Below are 17,037 nucleotides of genomic sequence, written 5' to 3' on the forward strand. Positions count from 1 at the left end.
ACGGTATCGAAGTGCGCGTAACTCAGGCAGATCGGGCCATCGCCGCCGCAATATGCGCTCGGACCCGCGATCTTCCTGAGTTCTGAACGCTCGGGATGCCGCGACTAGGCTTGTCGCGGCATCCCACCGTCTTCCGAAGGAGCACCACCATGGGCGCGTACGACGCCGTCATCGAGATCCCGCGCAACAGCAAGATCAAGTACGAGGTCGACCACGGCACCGGTCGCGTCTTCCTCGACCGCATCCTGTACACGCCGATGGGCTACCCCACCAACTACGGGTTCTTCGAGAACACCCTGGGTGAGGACGGCGACCCGCTCGACGTGCTCGTGCTGCTCGACCACGACCTCGCGCCCGGCATCCTCGCCAAGGTGCGCCCGGTCGGCGTGCTGAAGATGAGCGACGAGGCCGGCGGTGACGACAAGGTCGTCGCGGTGCTCGCGAAGGACCCGCGCTGGGCGCACATCCAGGACGTCGGCGACATCCCCGAGTACGCCCAGAAGGAGATCACCCACTTCTTCGAGCACTACAAGGACCTCGAGCCCGGCAAGTGGGTCAAGGTCGACGAGTGGGCAGGCGCCGCCGAGGCCGAGCGCCTCGTGTCGGAGGCGTTCGACCGCTTCGCCGAGCACGAGGGCCAGACCAAGACGCAGGGTGAAGGCGTGGCCCCGAGCACGCTCTGACCGAGCTTGAATGCGAAGAGCGGATGCCTCGGCATCCGCTCTTCTGCGTTATGGGCCTGCGTGGGTCAGACCGAGATGCCGCGCGCGGCCATGAAGTCGACCGGGTTCACGGTGCCGCCGTTGACGTACACCTCGAAGTGGAGGTGGCAGCCGAAGGACTGGCCCGTGTTGCCCTCGCTCGCAATCAGCTGACCGGCGCTGACCCACTGCCCGTGCCCGACGAAGATGCCGCCGTTGCGGATGTGCGCGTAGCCGGTGCCGATGCCGCCGCCGTGGTCGATCTTGATGTAGTTGCCGTAGCCGCCGTTCGGACCGGCGTAGACGACGCGTCCGCCTGCGGCGGCGTAGATGCCCGCGCTGCAGCCGGCGGCGAGGTCGACGCCCCGGTGGAAGCTGCTCGCACAGCCCTGCGAACCGCACTGACTCGATCGCCACCCGTAGCCGGAGCTGCGCCAGCCCGACGACGGACGTGCCCAGCCGGACCCGACGACGGCACCGCCGCCGCCTCCGCCGCCACCGCCACCACCGCCGCCGCCCTGGTTGAGGCGGTCGGCTTCCTCCTTCGCCCTGCGTGCGGCTTCCGCTGCTGCTGCTGCGGCCGCCTCGCGGCGGATGCGCTCGCCCTCCTGGTACGCGGCGACCGTCTTGGCAGTCGTGTCCTGGAGTGCGGCGAGCTGCGCCTCGAGCGTGATCTGCATGGCCTTCTGCGTGTCGAGCGCTGCCTGCGCCTCGTCGGCGGCCTTCTGCGAGGCGATCATCTTCTCTTCGGCGATCTTCTGGAGCCGGTCGCGCTCGACCCGCTGCACTTCGGCCTGGTCGCTGAGGCTCTGCGCCGAGTTGCGCGCGGTGACCGCCTGCGCGTACACGTCGTTGTTGCGGTTGACGAGCTTGTCCATCGTGCCGAGCCGCGCGAGGAGGTCGTCGGCGCTCGCGGCGGAACCCGCGAAGAACAGCTCGAGCGAGGTGTCACTGCCGCCGCTGCGGTACAGCTGTGCGGCGACGCGGCCCGCGTTCTGCGCGGCGGTGACAGCCGCCGCGGCCTGTTCGTCAGCCTGCTGCTGCAGCTCGTCGGCGCGCAACGCTGCGTCGAAGTACGCCTGCTGGGCGACGTAGAACTCGTCGGACGCCTGCTTCGCAAGCTGGCGCTTCGTGGCGACCTCGGTCTCGAGGCCCGCGATGAGCCCCTGGATCTTCGTGATCTCCGCGGCCTTCGCGCCCTCGTTCGCCTTCGCACGCTCGACCTCTTCCCACGACGGGTAGGTCGCGGCGAATGCGGGGGCGACGAACGGAGCTCCGAACACGCTGACGGCGGCGGCGCCGAGGATGCCCAGCCCGAGCGCCGTGCGCCGGTTCATGTGGGGCCACAGCAGTCGCCGCTCGCGCGGCGACGGTGCGCAGCCGCACTCGTCCGAGGCATCCACGATGGCGTTTTCGGGCTCCATCGGATCCTCCCCCTCGCGAGTCAACGCTTTTCACACTAGCAACATGAGTCACAACCGCAACCCTTGCGCGACGCACGCGACCCACCGCATCCGGGACGGCGGTCTTCGCCAGTGTCGCCCCGACGCGCCGCGCGCACAAGGCGCCACGCCCTCGATTCGCGTTTCCGTGATCTGTTGCGTATGCTTGATCCTCGGTGAGTGAGCCCCTGGGGTTCACCCGGCCCCATCGTTTAGCGGCCTAGGACGCCGCCCTTTCACGGCGGTAGCACGGGTTCGAATCCCGTTGGGGTCACGCCCACAATTCAATAATCATGGCCCTGTAGCGCAGTTGGTTAGCGTGCCGCCCTGTCACGGCGGAGGTCGCGGGTTCAAGTCCCGTCAGGGTCGCTCCGAGCGACGGGCCCTTTTTTCGAAGAGGGCCTTTCGTCTAGGACGCGGCAAGCACGCCCGATTCGTCGGGAACGGATGCCGTGAGGCTCTGTAGCTCAGTTGGTAGAGCGTTCGACTGAAAATCGAAAGGTCACCGGATCGATGCCGGTCGGAGCCACTGGAACCCCCGCGTAGCTTCTACATCGCGGGGGTTTCGTCCTTCCCGTGGAATCACTGGCAACGTGCCGCCGCTCCCGCCTCTGCGGAAGACCCTGAGAGGAATCGCGCAGGGCCTCAGCGACGTCCGTCCGGGTCGGAGACTCCCGCGTTTGCCCACGGATTGCCCACGACTGAATCGCGTGCGGCGCGATCGAGCGCGATCGAGACGGAAGTCAGATCCTCAGGAAAGAGATCCGCGTAGACGTCAAGCGTCATCGCGGCTGAAGCGTGCCCGAGCATTCGCTGCAGGATCTTTACGTTCGCCCCCGCAGAAATTGCGAGGCTGGCGGCGGTGTGGCGGAGATCATGCGGAGTGATGAGCGGAAAGCTGTCCGACGATGCGATCCGCAGCCGCGCGATTGCTGGCGCAAATACGCGCCGGCGGAAGTTCCCTCCTCGAAGAATCGCTCCGTCTCGAGTGGAGAAGACGAGATCTTGCTTTCGCCCACTGACAACGCGGTTGCGCACGCCCTCGTCGAGCAAAGACGGGTACGGCACCAGCCGACGTTCATGCGTCTTCGGGGAACCCCATACCAACGTGCCGCGAACGTCCGCGACGGCACGACGCACGTGCACGAGCCGGTTCGTTAGATCGATGTCGGCGCGATGCAACGCTGCAGCCTCACCCCAGCGAAGCCCGGTATACGCCAGGAACCGAACGAGGGTTCCCCACTCGCCGACTTCATCGGCCAGCTCGTGAACCTGGAGGTGGCTTAAGTAGTGTCGCTCTGATTTTGACAGTCTCGGGAGCTCAACGTCAGCGGCAACATTGCGGGCGAGGCGACCGTCGCGAACTGCGAACGCCAGCGCTCCTGACACAACGAGGTAGACCTGACGCGTAGATGACGCAGACAGCGTCGTCGACAGCTGGGTAACCCAGGATTGAACATGGGCGTGATCAATGTCGACGATTCGAACACTGCCCCATTCGGGGAGAACATGCTTGTCGAGCGAGTTTCGATAACCGGACCGCGTGGTCGGCTTCACCCGGATCTTGCTGGCATACCAAGCCTCGGCGACCTCCGCGAAGCGAACCCTCGATCGTGCGGGGTCCACCCACTCGCCGCGCAGCTTGGAAGCCTCGACAGTGGCAAGGAAGGCCTCCGCCTCCCGCTTCGTGCGAAACCCACGCTTGTCCGTCTGCGTGTTGTCCGGACGGCGGTAGCGCACCCTGTACCGGCGACCAGCCTTGGACTCGTAAGGTTCGACGCTTCCCACTCGCGCATCCTATTCGAGTTTCTGCTGAGCACGAAAGGCATTACGCAAGTTCGCCGAGGGCAGATCGCCACCTGAGGACCGGTGCCACCGGGTGCACGCAGCCGCGCCGAGCGGACGACTGCAGACTCGCCTGGATCACCGTTCCGACGCCGCGCGCAGCAGCGGCAGCAAGTGGATGCCGAGACCGCCCTGGACGAACCTTGACGCCGACACTCTCGTTGCCTGTCAGTTGAGCGACCCGGTTTTCCGCGGGTTTCGGGGCTCCCAATCTGGCGGTGACGGTGGGATTTGAACCCAACGAGGCTCGTTCGTGCTCGTTCCGCCCCGACCCGAAAGCCCGTAATCAAGCCGTATCGAGGTGATCCGCGTCCTCGATGTGCGTCGCGGCGACGTAACCTACGTGACCAAGCTCGAGCCGAAGCTGCTGCTCGAGGCGATGCCGTTCGTCGTCGACCTCCACGGCGACCGCTCGTTGCTCGAAATCTTCGCGGTGCGCCACATCCTCGAGTCGCACGCCACGGGCCTCGCGGCGCAGGCCGCCAGGGACGCCGACGTCGCCACGCTGCGCACCGAGATCGACTCGGTATCAGCGGGCACCGACCTCGAGGAGCTGGTCGCGCACGACACGGGGTTCCACACCGTCATCGCGCCGCTCGCCGGCAACGACCACCTCGCAGGACTGCTCGACAGCCTCACGAGCCAGACGCTGCGGGCGCGGCTGTGGCGCGGGCTCACCCAGGCCGGCGCCACGGAGCGGACACTGGCCGAGCACCAGGCGATCCTCGATGCGATCGCCGACCACGACGTCGAACTCACCGCCGCGCTGAGCGCCGCGCACATCGCGGGCATCGAGAAGTGCTGCGCCAGGCGATCGAGCCGTGACGCCTGTCGTGTCCTCCTGCGGCGGTGGACCGCGACGAGCGCGAGGCCCAGGAGCGCGAGCAGGCCACTGCCGACGAGGGCTGCGATTGGCACGGCTCCACCGGTGACCGGCAGTCCGGCCCGGACGCTCGCGGTGTAGTGCGAGGGGTCGTCGTCGGTCACCGTGGTCTCGAGTGCTGGAACGTCGGCGGTCACCGCGCCCATGTTCACGTACAGGCCCGCCACCGCGACGCCGAACGCGCTGCAGGTGAACGACTCGCCCGGCGCCAGCGGTCCGGGGATCACATTCGCCTCGGTATCGCCGCACCAGATCTCCGACGCCGCCACCTTGTCATCCGTCACCGTCAGGTTCGTCGGCGGCAGGTTGCCGGTGTTGATGACCACGTACGTCCACTCGATCACCGCTCTCACACTACTCCCGCGCACCTTCTGGGCCTCGACGTGCTCGGGCGCGACGTCCTCAGCCGGCTGCTCGTCAGCGGGCGCACATTCCTCGTGCAGGGCGTCGTGGCCGCCACGCTCGGCGTCGGCCTCGGCGTCGTGCTCGGCATCGCGCTCAACCTGATTCCTCGCGCGCTGGGTCCACCGAGCACGTAGCGCGAGCAAACAATGTACCGAAACGCGCCATCCCTCGCGTTGTCCACCCGGCGCAGGCGAGCCACATTGGCATGAGGCCAAATCACCACGTAGGTGCAGGGTGAGGTTTGCCATGAAGTGGCAGTCCGCACGAAGGGAATCTCATGAACAGCGCGACCCATGACGGGCGGACACTCACCATCAGGCGTTACCGCCCTGGTGACCGAGACGATGTCGCGCGGGTATGTCTGCAGACGGGAGCGGCTGGTGCCGACGCGACAGGCCTCTTCTCCGACGACCTCCTTGTTCCGGACGTCGCGGCGCTCCCCTATCTCGCGTATCAGCCGGAACTTGCTCTCGTCATCGACGACGGGCAACGAGTGATCGGCTACGTGATCGGTGTCGCCGACACGGCAGCTTTCGTCGACTGGTGGAAGACAAGCTGGTCTTCGGCGTTCGCTGCGCGGCATCCGAAACCAGCAGAGCGGGAGGCTCCGAGCGACGCTATTCCGGAAGAGCTCCTGCACTCTCTGGCGCTGAACCCCGAGTACCTTCTGATCCCCGAGGTCGCCGAGTATCCCGCGCACCTGCATATCGATCTACTCCCCGAAGCCCAGGGCAAAGGGCTCGGTCGCGAGCTAGTCCGGCGATTCTTGGCCCAGCTGGCCGAGCTCGGAGTCCCCGCGCTGCACCTCGGTGTCGACGCCAAGAACTCTGGAGCGCTTGCATTCTATGCTCGGCTGGGCTTCCACAAACTGATGTCGGCAAGCGACGAGTTTGTCCTTCTAGGGATCTCCACAGCGGCCTGACGTCGCGGTTCCGATTGGTAGATGCACGATCCGCCTCTGCTGCATTCGGTCGCCGCGCACGGCGCACGCGAAGAGCGCGCACGTCCCCGACGCCGAGCTCGCAGCCCGACGCTCGGCCAGCTCGCTGCGCAGCCATCTCAACCGCTGTTCACACGTGTTCGTCCAGCGGAGCGTGCCCGCAGATTCAGCGGCGCGTGAACGCATGGGTATCCGAAGCCGGAAGCGAGCCATGACAGGAGAAGCCATGGCTCGCTTCCGCGGGCTCAGTTGTCTGCGAGCGCCTCGTTCAGCGCGTCGTCAAGTTGTTGCGCGGCCTCCTTCACCGTGATTGCCCCGGACAGTGCCATTGAGAAGATCTCCGGCTCCTTCGAAGCCCAGAACTCGGCGGGCATCGCCGGGTACGCGACGGAGTATTCGATGGCGTCCACAAAGGTCTGGAGGCCGAGGTCCGCGTGGCTATCGACGAATGCCTCGCTTGTGCCTTCGTAGGCCGACAAGGTGACGCCGCTTCCTGATTGGATGAGTTGGGCTTCCTTTCCGGCGAGGAACGCTTGGAACGCTTGGGCTGCGGGAAGGTTCGCTGATCGCGCACTTACGACGTTCGCGAGCGCCTGACCGACGGAGGCTCTTTTCTCCCCCAGCGGCAGCGGGAAGGCCACGAAGGCGGACGTGTCCGGAGCGCTGCCCATGAGGGCAACGCTCGCGCCCGCAATACTTGGGAACATCGCTGCCTTGCCGTTGAGGAACCATTGATCGGCCGTTGTCTCGGTCAGTTGCGGCAGGGTCGGCGACGACCCGTCCGCGACGATATCGACCCAGACCTTGAGTCCGCGGATGCTGCCCGGCTCGGCCCAGCCGCCCTTGCCGTCCTCCCCGAGGATCGAGCCGCCGTATGCGAAGACGGAACTGTAGTACGTCGTCTGCCCATACGGGTAGAACGCAGTGCCATAGATCCCTTCGTCGCCGAGGGCACCCTGGATCGCGGCGGCCGTCTCGCGGTACTCCTCGTAGGTCCAGTCCTCCGATGGAAGCGGAACCCCAGCCCGCTCGAAGAGCGCGGTGTTGAGCCACATCGCATTTGTGTCGACGTCCTTCGGCACCGCGTATTGCACGTCGTCATATCGATAGAAGTCGGTCAGGTTCTCCGGGTACTTCGACGGATCGATCGCTCCTGAGTCGATCAGTTCGTCAATAGGGGCGAGTTGATCGTTTGCCGCGTACAGGGGAAAGTAAGGCATGTCCATCCAGAAGACGTCGGGGAGTGTGTCCGACGAGGCCTGGGTCTGAAGGGTCGTCCAGTACTGCCCGTAGGGAAGAACGATCGGCGTCACGGTGACGTCTGGGTAATCCTCGTTGAAGGCCTCGATCATGGCGGCGACCGTCTCCTCCTGATTCGGGTCCCAGTGTGCGTAGGTGATCTCGCCTGTGACGTCACCTCCCTCCTGCCGTAATGCGCCTGCCGGGGAGCGAGCTCCAAGTCCGAGCGTGATTACCGACGCGGCGGCGATGCCTGCGATCCTGTTCATGCTGGTCCTCTCGGTTGTTGAATGTGGTTTGGGGCGCGCACCGCAGGGCGCCGATCGGCACCGCGTCCCGCGTCCCGCGTCCTTTGGGACGGAAGATTTGGACTCGCCAGATGACGGCTCCGCCGCACACGGCGTAGTGCATCGTGGACGACGGAGCCGGAAGCGCGACTACTTCGACGACGTCATACGGTTCGGCTGGAGGCGACCTGCTCCTCCGTGACAGCTGCCTCGACGAATCCCAGCGCCCGCCGCGCAGAGGAAAGCGGATCGCCTGCCGCTGCCGGAACAGGCCAGTGCTCCGCGGCGATCCACTGTTCGCCGTACGTGTACCAGTCGATGGTCGACGTCTGCTCGCCGCGGAGATGCGCGCGAAGCTCGTTGAACCATCGCTCCCATCGGCTGCGGTAGTAACCCCCCACCAGCCCCGCCCAGTCTCGGTTCGAGTACTCAACGAGGAAGGCATCCCCCCGCTCTCCCCACGTAGTGAGGAGGCGCAGTGCCCACTCGACGACGCGCTTGCGCTCCCTCTCATCGTCCCCTGCCGACGCGCGGGCGGCATCGACCCAGGTGTCGAGGCGGAAGTCCGGGTGGGTCGCGAGGACATCATCGAGCACGTCGATCAGGCCAAGGAAGGTTGATGTCAACGAGTCGAATGCCGCTGCGTCGCCGGTGTCGAACGCAACGCGGAGCTGAGGAAGAAGGATCCTGGCGGCGTCGACGAGCACCTGCCTTGCAACATCGACGAGGTCGTACTCAAGCGAGGGGGTGGCCGGAAGCACGTCGGCCGCGTCGATCAGCTTGGCCAATGCCCCCTGAAGCGCAGCAGGCTCGTACCCCAGGACGCGCGGGCCGGTCAAGCTTGCTTGGTTGGCGCTGAGGCTAGGAACGGCAGAGATGACGGAGTCGGTGGCGAAGTAGACGAGGAAGCCTTCGATATCTCCCGAGCCCTCGAAGTCAGTGACCGAGTCCAGGATGGTGCCAACCTGCTCGACGCCGACGGTCGCGGGATCGACCGGAAGGCCCATCATCGTCAACCCGGTCTCGGGAGGCACGGGGGCACTGCCTTCGGCTCGCCAGGGTCCGTACGCGTGCTCGCGCAGGATGCGCCACGCCTCGAGCGCCGATTCGTCCGCCGCACCATACCGGGCCGCGACCCAGCGGGTGAACCATTCGTCGAGATCGATGGGCTGGTCAGTCCACGTCAGATCGTGAAACAGATCCCACACGACAGGATTGTTCGCGACGCCTTCTGCCATGTCGGTGAGACCCACAAGATGCTCAACATCGGCGTCACCGCTTTGCAGAACGCGTGGGGCCGATGCGATCGACGCGAGATCTCCATAGAGGCCGTTTCGCCCGCCGTAATTGGGAAGGATTCCCCACGCCCACGACGCGCCGTAACCTTCCATGCGGCCCCAGTGCTCTCCTGTGAGATCGAGAATCAACACGTGCTCACGGTCGACGGCGTCGAGAAGGTCACGGCGCGGGTTCCCGCCCCACGCCTGCACCACCCACGTGTATCCGGGATCGGCAGCACGCATCGCCGCCTCAACCCCCTTCGCCGCGTCGGCAAGCGTGGCGTCGCCGATCTTCCCGCCTTCGTGTAGGAGATCGACGGCCCAGAACCCACCTCGGTCGAAGAGCGATCGCTGCGCCCGATAGAACTTGGCTGCGACATCGGCATACTCCGTGGTATCGCTGCGGAGCCAATCCGGGCGTTCGGCACCAGCGACATCCATGAACCACTTACCTTGCGGCACAATCTGCGCGCCGGGAACGTGCTCGACAAGGTTCGGCGGCACCGTGCCACTGAACCCGGGAAGTATCGCCTCGATTCCTAGCTCCGACATCCGGTCGAGGACTCTCCGAGCCAGATCGGCCCGCGCCTCAATGAGCGGCCGGCTTGTACCGCCACCGAACCCCTGAATGTTGTTCAGCCACTGCCAAGGCTGATGCGACGGGGGAACAATCCATGCAAGCAGCTCGGATTCACTGAAGCCGAGCCGCGAGAACGCCTCGAGCCATACCATCTCCTGACCGAGTGTGATGTGCGCCGCATTGACGGCGGAAGCCGCAAGAATGTCGAGCTCTCGTTCCCAGTCGGACCACGAGAAGAAGGGTGTCGTGTACCCAGCGACCGTGATGTTGTACGCGACCCGATGGCGGTAGGAGGTCGACGCCGCGCGGCGTGCGCCTTCGGGGAGGCGCTGCAGCGGCCGGATCCCGGATCGTGAGACGCTTCCGACTCCCGTGGTGCGGGCGAACTGTGCATATCCCGCGATCGCGGCGACCGGGGTGCTCGCCTCGATCGTCAGGCGGCCGCCATCAGCCGCGGCAACGAAGTTCTCTCTCGTGGCGGGCGTCAGTCGTACGTCGATGAGGTGCGCCGGCAGGCCGCTGAGGCGCTGCACGGCTGCGCGTACCGGTTCGATGTGATGGTCCATGAACTTCGCTCCTTATATGCTGAGCATCGACGCCGCGGTGGCATCGAGCAGGAATGTGACGGATGGGTGGTCTTGCAGCCAGGACGCCGGGGAGTCGGCCCCAGGTGGTTCTTCCAGTGCGCGGCGTACCGCGGGTGCCTTGGATCGGCCCCGTGCGACCACCAGGATCTGGCGGGCCTCGAGAATGGTGCCGATCCCCTGGGTGAGGCAGCGCGTTGGGACCTCTTCCGGGGAGCCGAAGAACCGGGCGTTATCGCGGCGCGTCGTCTCGGCAAGCCGGGCGATCCTTGTCCTTGAGGACCGATCAGTCCCGGGCTCGTTGAATCCGATGTGGCCGTTTCTGCCGAGGCCGAGGATCTGCAGATCGACACCACCCGCCTGCCGAATCGCGTCCTCGAACTGAGCGCACTCCGCGGCGAGATCGGGGGCGTGCGCATCGAGCACCCGCACCCGTGAGGGGTCGACTCCAAGCGGTTCAGCGATCTCCCGCTGCACGACAGATTCGTAACTCTGAAAATGACCAGCAGGTAGCCCGACATACTCATCCAGGCCGAACAGGGCGAGGCGGTCGATTCCAAAAGGAAGTGCGGATGCGAGGGCCTTGTAGATGGGAGTGGGGGACGAGCCGGTCGCCACCCCCAGCACCGAAACAGTTCCCTGATGCGCTCGTTCTCGGATCAAGGCGGCGCCGTGTTCCCCGATTGCGGGGGCGTTGACAACCACGACGTTCATCGGGTCGCTCCCACGGGCTGCAGCAGGTGGTCGAGCAGCGTAGTGACGAATTCGCCAGCCAGGTCCGGCGCGTCATCGGCTCCAAGCAGGGCTGCGCCGAGCAGCGCCGAGTGCGCACCGGTGGCCGATGTGAGCAAGGTCGGAACGGCGCGCCAGGGCACCTCGATCGCGACTCGCTCGCGCAAGGGCTCCAGGAGAAGGTCGCCGGCGAGGGAGAGCCCGCCGCCGATGACGATCAGCGTGGGGTCGAGCAGGGTGATCAACGCACCGAGACCGATCGCAAGGGCGTCGATCGCCTCAGCCCAGACACGATCCGCGATCGGGTCACGGCCGAGCGATCGAATCAGCGAGATCGTGGAGTCGGCGTGGCCGCCGCCGCGGACGTATCGCCGGAGGATGTTGGCGGCGGAGCCGTATACCTCCACACAACCGGCTCCGCCACCGTTGCATGGTTCGCCACCCGGAACCGCACGCAGATGCCCGAACTCACCTGTGGCCTCGTTGACACCGCGGACGAGCGCACCTCGTGTGAAGTACGCCGCTGCGACTCCCGTGCCGATGGGCACGAATGCGAGCTCGGAGCGCGTGTCTCGGGGAGCGAGGGCGTACTCGGCGATGGCGCCGGCTCGCGCATCGTTCTCCACGAAGACGGGGACGCGGAACTCGTCCGCCAGGCGCGTTCCGAGCGGGAGATCACGCCAGCCCAAGTTGGCGGCGTATTCAACGATCGCGAATCCGGATCGGACGAGTCCAGGTGAGGCGATTCCGATCCGAGTTAGGTTCACGCCCGAACTCATCAGCGCATCGGTCAGGTCGGTGATCAGGCCTCGAAGAGCCGCGAAAGCAGCGTCAGGGCCGGGCGGGGTCGAGACGATCGATCTGGCGATAATCTCTCCGTGGTCGCTGATCGCGATCCCTTTGAGGGTTGTGCCGCCGACGTCGACTGCGACCGCGCCGTTCAACGTCCAATCCAGACTGTCTCGCCCGTCGCGGCGGATCTGCGGGCGGCGTCGACGATCCGGGTCGTGCGTGCGCCGACGTGGCCGTCCGGCTGTGGTTGAGCGCCAGTGCGTACTGCCGAGAGGAAGTCGTCGATCATCCGGCCGTCAAAGTCCGCGCCGAATGGGATCCAAACTGGTCCGTCCGAGGTGGCGCCTGCGATGTGCCTCCCCATCGCGCTCATCGACATCGATCCGCGGGTGCCCGTGACCTGCAATGTGACGTCGCCCCAGATCGCAGCGTTATCGGGCTGACTCCACGAGCAGTCGATCGTTGAGAAGACTCCGGACGGGTACCCCACTGTGACGATGCCCGCGGTCTCGACGCTGACGCCCTTGTCGGCATGCAGAATGCGGTTGGCAACGGCACGGACCCATATCGCCTCTTCGCCGAGCAACGCGTCGAGAAGGTCAGCGCAGTGCACCACATGGTCGACCAGGGCACCGCCGCCGGCCGTCTCGGGGTCGGTGAACCATTGACGGTCTCCGACCGGGATCTTGCCGTTGTTGGTTCCGAGGACGCCAAGGATTTCGCCCACGTCACCGCGGCTGACGCGTGCCGTCAGCGTGCGGAACGCGTCGGTGAAGCGGATTGGGAACGCGGTCATCAAGATCACGCCCGCATCAGCGGCGAGCCGTACCATCTCATCGGCGTCGGATGCGGTGGTGGCCAGGGGTTTCTCGCATAGGATGTGCGCGCCGGCGCCAACGGCCATCCGCGCAGCTTCAAGATGGCGAGCGTTCTCGGTGCAGATCACGACCGCGTCTGGGCTCCACGCCAGCAGTTCTTCGTAACTGTCGACGTAAGGTACCCCGAGCATGCTCGCGAATTCGGCGCCTCGCGGCAGCTCGCCTGCACGAGCGACCCCGTCTGGATCGCTGGTGAGCACCTCGACCTCGTCTGCGGCAAGCAGGTGCGACACGTATGACCATGCGTGGACGTGCGCGAACGACATCACCGCAACCTTCAGCGCTGCGGTCATGCGACTTTCTCCTCCACTTTCGGCGTCTCTGTGCCGATCGCCTGTTCGTCCACGTCGACTGCTTCACCGCGGCGGGCCGACTCCAGTGCCGCTTCCGCGATGCCGATCGCGATCAGCCCGTCATAAGCCGTCACTCGCGGTGCCGGTCCGCCGGCGAACGCACCGACAAAGTCGCGCAATTCCGCTTCGTAGGGGTTCTCGCCGGACAGCGCTGGCAGATAGGAGGAGCCCCCGGGCCTCGTGCCGAGATTGGCCTCGACATCGTGGTGCCGGCTCGAGTCATACTCCAGGCGGCCAGTCGACCCCGCGACGTCGAGCGACGTCACGAACTCCACGCCCACTGGACCCCATGAGCCTTGAACCATGCTGATGGCCCCGGATGCGTGGGTCAGCACGACGTGTGCGAGCGTCATCCGCGATTCGTCGCCGCGACCGCGCCGTATGCTCGCCGACACCCGCAGGACTTCGCCGGCCAGCCAACGGGCCTGGTCCAGATCGTGGATCATTTGATCGAGGAGGATCCCCCCGGAAAGACGATCGTCGAAGAACCAGTCGCTTGCGGGAGCCTGACTGCCGCGGCTGAACCGAAGAACCGCAGGTGTCCCGATGTGCCCTGCTTCGACCGCCGCATGCACGGCTGCGTACTCAGGGAAATAGCGCACGACATGCCCCGGGTACACCTGAACCCCCCGGGCCTCCGCCGCGTCGATGACCGCCCGCGCGTCGGCCGCGTGGCGGGTCAGAGGCTTCTCGCAGATGACATGGAGGCCCGCGTCGATCGCCCGGAGCGCGAGGTCAGCGTGGGTGAACGTGGGGGTGCAGATGTCCACCAGGTCACTTTGCGATAGGAGTTCGTCGAGCGACGCCGCCGGACGGAAGCCGAACGTCTTGACGAGACCATCCGCCCCGGCTTCGGACCAGACGCGTACGTCGGCCCCCATCGAACGCCACGCCGCGGCATGCGGGTAACTGATGCCGCCCGCGCCGATGAGGCCGACCCGAAGTGTCTTCATGATGTCGCTTTCCGCTGAGTCGATCACTTCAGTCCCGAGTGGGCGAGGCCATCGATGACGCGTCGTTGCATCACCAGGAAGGTGATGAGAATCGGAGCCGACGCCAGCAGGGCCGCCGCCATCAGGACGGGATAGTCGGTGGCGAACTGCCCCTGCAGCGTGGCCAGACCGACGGACAGCGGCTGCTGCCCGGGTCGCGTGGCGACAACCAGCGGCCAGAGAAGGTCGTTCCACGACATGAGCACGCCGATCACGGCGAGCGCCGATATCCCCGGCACAGCGAGCGGCAGCATGACCCGCCAGAAAACCTGGAAGGAGTTGGCGCCGTCGATCCGTGCTGCCTCTTCGAGTTCATCGGGCATCGCCAGGAAGAACTGCCGCATCAGAAATGCCGCGAACGCACTGAACACCCCAGGGGCGACAATGCCGGCCACGGTGTCCAACCAACCCAGGCCCTGGACGATCTGGTATTGCGAGATCAGGAACACCTGCGGCGGCACCATGAGGATAGCCAGCACCAACACGAACATGAGGTTCTTGCCGGGGAACCTCATTCGGGCGAATGCGTAGCCGGCCATGCAGCCGAGGAGGATCTGGCCGACGACACGGATGACGGTGATCACGACCGAGACGCTGAGCAGCGACATGAACGGCAGTTGCTGGAACACCTCGGGGTAGTTCTCGAAATGCAGGGACGAGGGGAAGATCTTGGGTGGGATCGCCGTGACCTCGGCGTTCGTGGACAGCGATGTCAGGATCTGCCACGCGAACGGGAACAGCATGACGAGACTGCCGATGCCCAGCACGAGATGCGCAAACCCGTTGCTGCCGTGACGACGCGCCTGTCGGCGTCGCACCGAGCGATCGAGCACAACAGCGTCAGGCATAGTGCACCCACTTCTTCTGGAGTCGGAACTGGATCAGTGTCACGATCGCGACGAGGGCGAGGATGACGAGAGCGATGACCGCGCCGTAGCCCTTGTCGTTCTTGACGAACGACTCGTCGTAGAACAGGAAGACGAGCGATTGGGTCTGCGCGATGACGGGTGACTTGCCGAGGATCGCGTACAGCAGATCGAACAGCTGGAAGCCACCGATCACGTTCATCACCGTGACGAAGAAGATCGACGGGGTCAGCAGCGGAATCGTGATCCGCCAGAACTGGGTTCTCCGGCTGGCGCCGTCAAGCGACGCGGCCTCATACAACTCCGGCGGAATCGCGCGGAGCCCTGCGGACAGAAGGATGATGTTGAACCCCAGCGCCCCCCACAGCCCGACGATCGATACCGCGAGGAGTGCAAGTCCGGGCGTCGTGAGCCAATGCGGCCCGCTGATCCCGAACAATCCCAGTGCAGCGTTGATGATGCCGAAATCACCGTTGAACATCAGCCGCCACACCAATGCGATGGCTACCGGCATTGCGAGGTAGGGAAGAAAGAACATGGTGCGGTAGAACGTGGTACCCCGCAGCCCGGGGCGGGCCAACAGCGCTGATAGCCAGACGCCGATCGGTACCGCGAGCAATACGATCACGATGTACACGAGGGTGTTCAGCAGCGCGCTCAGCATCGTCGGGTCCGACCACAGCCGAGCCCAGTTCTCGAGCCCGACGAAGGTCGTCCCCCCGAACGGGCCCCACTCGGTCAGACTGAAGAACGCGGTTTGAACGATCGGAAACAGGTAGAAGATCGCGATCCCGACGAAGAATGGGCCCACGAACAGGAGCGGCCACCATCGGGCGGTCGACACTCTGCGTCCTGGCCGCCGCGGCGCGCGACTGACGGCGACGGCCTCTCGCACGGCGCGGAGTGACGGCCGCGCAGAGGTGATGGTGGTGGTCATCATTCCGCCGCCAGAGCCTTGTTCATCATCGCGTCGAGTTCTGCGGCGACGTCCTTGACACTGATCTGTCCTGCGAGCGCCGGCAGCAGCAGGGTCATCTCCTCGTTCGCCCAGGCGTTGTCTTTCGAGGCCGGGTAGGGGTAGGCGTACTCGATCGCGTCGACGAACGTCTGCAGGTTGAGGTCGGGATGGCTGTCCAGGAATGCCCCGCTCGTGCCCTCATACGCCGAAAGCGCGATCCCCGCCGCCGACTGCATACGTTGCGCTTGTTCGCTGGCGAGGAATGCCTGGAAGGCCTGGGCGGCGGCAAGGTTCTTGGACTGGGCACTCACGACGTTCGACAGCGCGTGCGCGACAGTTGCTTCACGGTCCCCGCGAGGCAGCGGATGCGCGGTGAAGTCACCGACGTTCGGCGACGAGCCGATGAGCGCGATGCTCGCCCCCGCGATGCTCGGAAACATCGCAGCCTTGCCGTTGAGGAACCACTGATCGGCCAAGGTGTCGAACAACTGGTCCATCGTCGGACTGGAACCGTCGGCGATGACGTCCGCCCACACCTGCAGCCCCTCGATCGTGCCGGGCTCGGCCCACCCCGACTTGCCGTCGGCGGTGATCACTTCGCCGTCGTACGCGAAGATAGAGCTATACCAGGTGGTCTGCCCGCCGGGATAGAAGGCGACGCCGTAGGCGTCCAGGCTGCTGAGGCCTTCGCGCAACGCCGCCGCTGTGGCGCGGAAGTCGTCGTACGTCCAGTCTTCGTCCGGCAGCGGAACACCGGCCGCTTCGAACAGAGACGTGTTCAGCCACATGGCATTGGTGTCAATGTCCTTCGGCACGGCGTAACGGGTGCCGTCGAACGTGTAGAACTCGGTCAGGTTCTCCGGGTACTTCGAAGGATCGATCTGGCCACTCGCAACAAGGTCGTCGATTGGCGCAAGCTGGCCATTCGAGGCATACAGCTGGAAGTTCGGCATGTTCATCCAGAACACGTCAGGCAGAGTGTCGGACGAAGCCTGCGTCTGCAGGGTGGTCCAGTATTGGCCGAACGGCACGACGGTGGGCGTGACCTCGACCTCGGGGTACTGCTTGTTGAATTCCGCGATGAGCTCATCGACCAGTGGCTCCTGGTTCGGGTCCCAGAATGCGTAACTGATCTCTCCGTTGATCTCACCGGGATCGGTATTCGCGGCGGGGGTTGAGCATCCGCTGAGACCCACCGCGAATACTGCTGCGGCGACGAGGGAAATGATTGGCTTCTTCATGCTGTGCTCCTCTTTGAGACGTGTTGTCGGGTATGAAGT

The 17,037-nt window shown here is 65.4% G+C and carries 15 protein-coding genes, 3 tRNA genes and 1 pseudogene; 7 read left to right on the top strand and 12 right to left on the bottom strand.

The genetic code is table 11. The annotated features are described in order from the left end of the window. The first annotated feature begins 149 nt into the window (after positions 1 to 149). The gene (ppa, locus tag AC3ANN_RS15485; RefSeq protein WP_488338281.1) at positions 150 to 683 is read left to right on the top strand and encodes an inorganic diphosphatase; all 534 of its coding nucleotides are present in this window, start codon (positions 150 to 152) and stop codon (positions 681 to 683) included. Positions 684 to 748: 65 nt separating this feature from the next. On the opposite strand, the gene AC3ANN_RS15490 is transcribed toward ppa, so the two are convergent. Next, entirely contained in the window at positions 749 to 2,125 is a 1,377-nt protein-coding gene (locus AC3ANN_RS15490; RefSeq protein ID WP_488338282.1) for a M23 family metallopeptidase, read from the bottom strand. Between the two features lie 219 nt (positions 2,126 to 2,344). Between AC3ANN_RS15490 and AC3ANN_RS15495 the strand changes: the two genes are divergently transcribed. The 3 genes from AC3ANN_RS15495 (at position 2,345) to AC3ANN_RS15505 (ending at position 2,672) form a co-directional block, all read left to right on the top strand. After that, positions 2,345 to 2,417, top strand: a tRNA-Glu gene (locus AC3ANN_RS15495). A gap of 21 nt (positions 2,418 to 2,438) precedes the next feature. Then, a tRNA-Asp gene (locus AC3ANN_RS15500) sits at positions 2,439 to 2,512 on the top strand. A gap of 87 nt (positions 2,513 to 2,599) precedes the next feature. Then, positions 2,600 to 2,672, top strand: a tRNA-Phe gene (locus AC3ANN_RS15505). Between the two features lie 116 nt (positions 2,673 to 2,788). Here AC3ANN_RS15505 and AC3ANN_RS15510 read toward each other — a convergent pair. Then, positions 2,789 to 3,931: a tyrosine-type recombinase/integrase gene (locus AC3ANN_RS15510; protein WP_488338283.1), complete on the bottom strand. Its 1,143-nt coding sequence runs from the start codon at positions 3,929 to 3,931 to the stop codon at positions 2,789 to 2,791. 358 nt (positions 3,932 to 4,289) lie between these two features. Here AC3ANN_RS15510 and AC3ANN_RS15515 point away from each other — a divergent pair, with 358 nt between their 5' ends. Continuing rightward, a complete protein-coding gene (locus AC3ANN_RS15515) occupies positions 4,290 to 4,952 on the top strand; it encodes a FadR/GntR family transcriptional regulator (protein ID WP_488338284.1) in 663 nt (220 codons plus the stop codon). Positions 4,953 to 5,059: 107 nt separating this feature from the next. Here AC3ANN_RS15515 and AC3ANN_RS15520 read toward each other — a convergent pair. Continuing rightward, a pseudogene (locus tag AC3ANN_RS15520) lies at positions 5,060 to 5,239 on the bottom strand (DUF7507 domain-containing protein); the annotation flags it as partial. A gap of 15 nt (positions 5,240 to 5,254) precedes the next feature. Here AC3ANN_RS15520 and AC3ANN_RS15525 point away from each other — a divergent pair. After that, positions 5,255 to 5,410 carry a hypothetical protein gene (locus tag AC3ANN_RS15525; protein WP_488338285.1) on the top strand — a complete coding sequence of 52 codons (156 nt, stop codon included), beginning with the start codon at positions 5,255 to 5,257 and terminating at the stop codon, positions 5,408 to 5,410. A gap of 143 nt (positions 5,411 to 5,553) precedes the next feature. Beyond that, positions 5,554 to 6,198: a GNAT family N-acetyltransferase gene (locus AC3ANN_RS15530; protein WP_488338286.1), complete on the top strand. Its 645-nt coding sequence runs from the start codon at positions 5,554 to 5,556 to the stop codon at positions 6,196 to 6,198. Between the two features lie 263 nt (positions 6,199 to 6,461). On the opposite strand, the gene AC3ANN_RS15535 is transcribed toward AC3ANN_RS15530, so the two are convergent. From AC3ANN_RS15535 to AC3ANN_RS15575, 9 genes are all read right to left on the bottom strand, one after another. Next, positions 6,462 to 7,724, bottom strand: a complete 1,263-nt coding sequence (locus AC3ANN_RS15535; RefSeq protein WP_488338287.1) for an ABC transporter substrate-binding protein — start codon at positions 7,722 to 7,724, stop codon at positions 6,462 to 6,464. Between the two features lie 182 nt (positions 7,725 to 7,906). After that, entirely contained in the window at positions 7,907 to 10,168 is a 2,262-nt protein-coding gene (locus AC3ANN_RS15540) for an alpha-N-acetylglucosaminidase (RefSeq protein ID WP_488338288.1), read from the bottom strand. A 12-nt stretch (positions 10,169 to 10,180) separates the two neighbouring features. Continuing rightward, positions 10,181 to 10,900 carry a glucosamine-6-phosphate deaminase gene (locus tag AC3ANN_RS15545; RefSeq protein WP_488338289.1) on the bottom strand — a complete coding sequence of 240 codons (720 nt, stop codon included), beginning with the start codon at positions 10,898 to 10,900 and terminating at the stop codon, positions 10,181 to 10,183. Then, positions 10,897 to 11,862, bottom strand: coding sequence for an ROK family protein (locus AC3ANN_RS15550; protein WP_488338290.1), 966 nt, complete (start codon positions 11,860 to 11,862; stop codon positions 10,897 to 10,899). The genes AC3ANN_RS15545 and AC3ANN_RS15550 overlap by 4 nt, the downstream gene beginning before the upstream one ends. Continuing rightward, positions 11,859 to 12,881 (bottom strand): Gfo/Idh/MocA family protein, encoded by a 1,023-nt coding sequence (locus AC3ANN_RS15555; RefSeq protein WP_488338291.1) that lies wholly within the window; start codon positions 12,879 to 12,881, stop codon positions 11,859 to 11,861. The genes AC3ANN_RS15550 and AC3ANN_RS15555 overlap by 4 nt, the downstream gene beginning before the upstream one ends. Then, positions 12,878 to 13,921 carry a Gfo/Idh/MocA family protein gene (locus AC3ANN_RS15560; RefSeq protein WP_488338292.1) on the bottom strand — a complete coding sequence of 348 codons (1,044 nt, stop codon included), beginning with the start codon at positions 13,919 to 13,921 and terminating at the stop codon, positions 12,878 to 12,880. Before AC3ANN_RS15560 ends, AC3ANN_RS15555 begins: the two co-directional genes overlap by 4 nt. After that, positions 13,918 to 14,781, bottom strand: coding sequence for a carbohydrate ABC transporter permease (locus AC3ANN_RS15565; RefSeq protein ID WP_488338293.1), 864 nt, complete (start codon positions 14,779 to 14,781; stop codon positions 13,918 to 13,920). The genes AC3ANN_RS15560 and AC3ANN_RS15565 overlap by 4 nt, the downstream gene beginning before the upstream one ends. Beyond that, a complete protein-coding gene (locus tag AC3ANN_RS15570; RefSeq protein WP_488338294.1) occupies positions 14,774 to 15,463 on the bottom strand; it encodes a carbohydrate ABC transporter permease in 690 nt (229 codons plus the stop codon). Before AC3ANN_RS15570 ends, AC3ANN_RS15565 begins: the two co-directional genes overlap by 8 nt. 272 nt (positions 15,464 to 15,735) lie before the next feature. Beyond that, positions 15,736 to 16,998, bottom strand: a complete 1,263-nt coding sequence (locus AC3ANN_RS15575; RefSeq protein WP_488338295.1) for an ABC transporter substrate-binding protein — start codon at positions 16,996 to 16,998, stop codon at positions 15,736 to 15,738. Between the last annotated feature and the right edge of the window lie 39 nt (positions 16,999 to 17,037).

The organism is Microbacterium sp. STRO-2N (assembly GCF_057747775.1).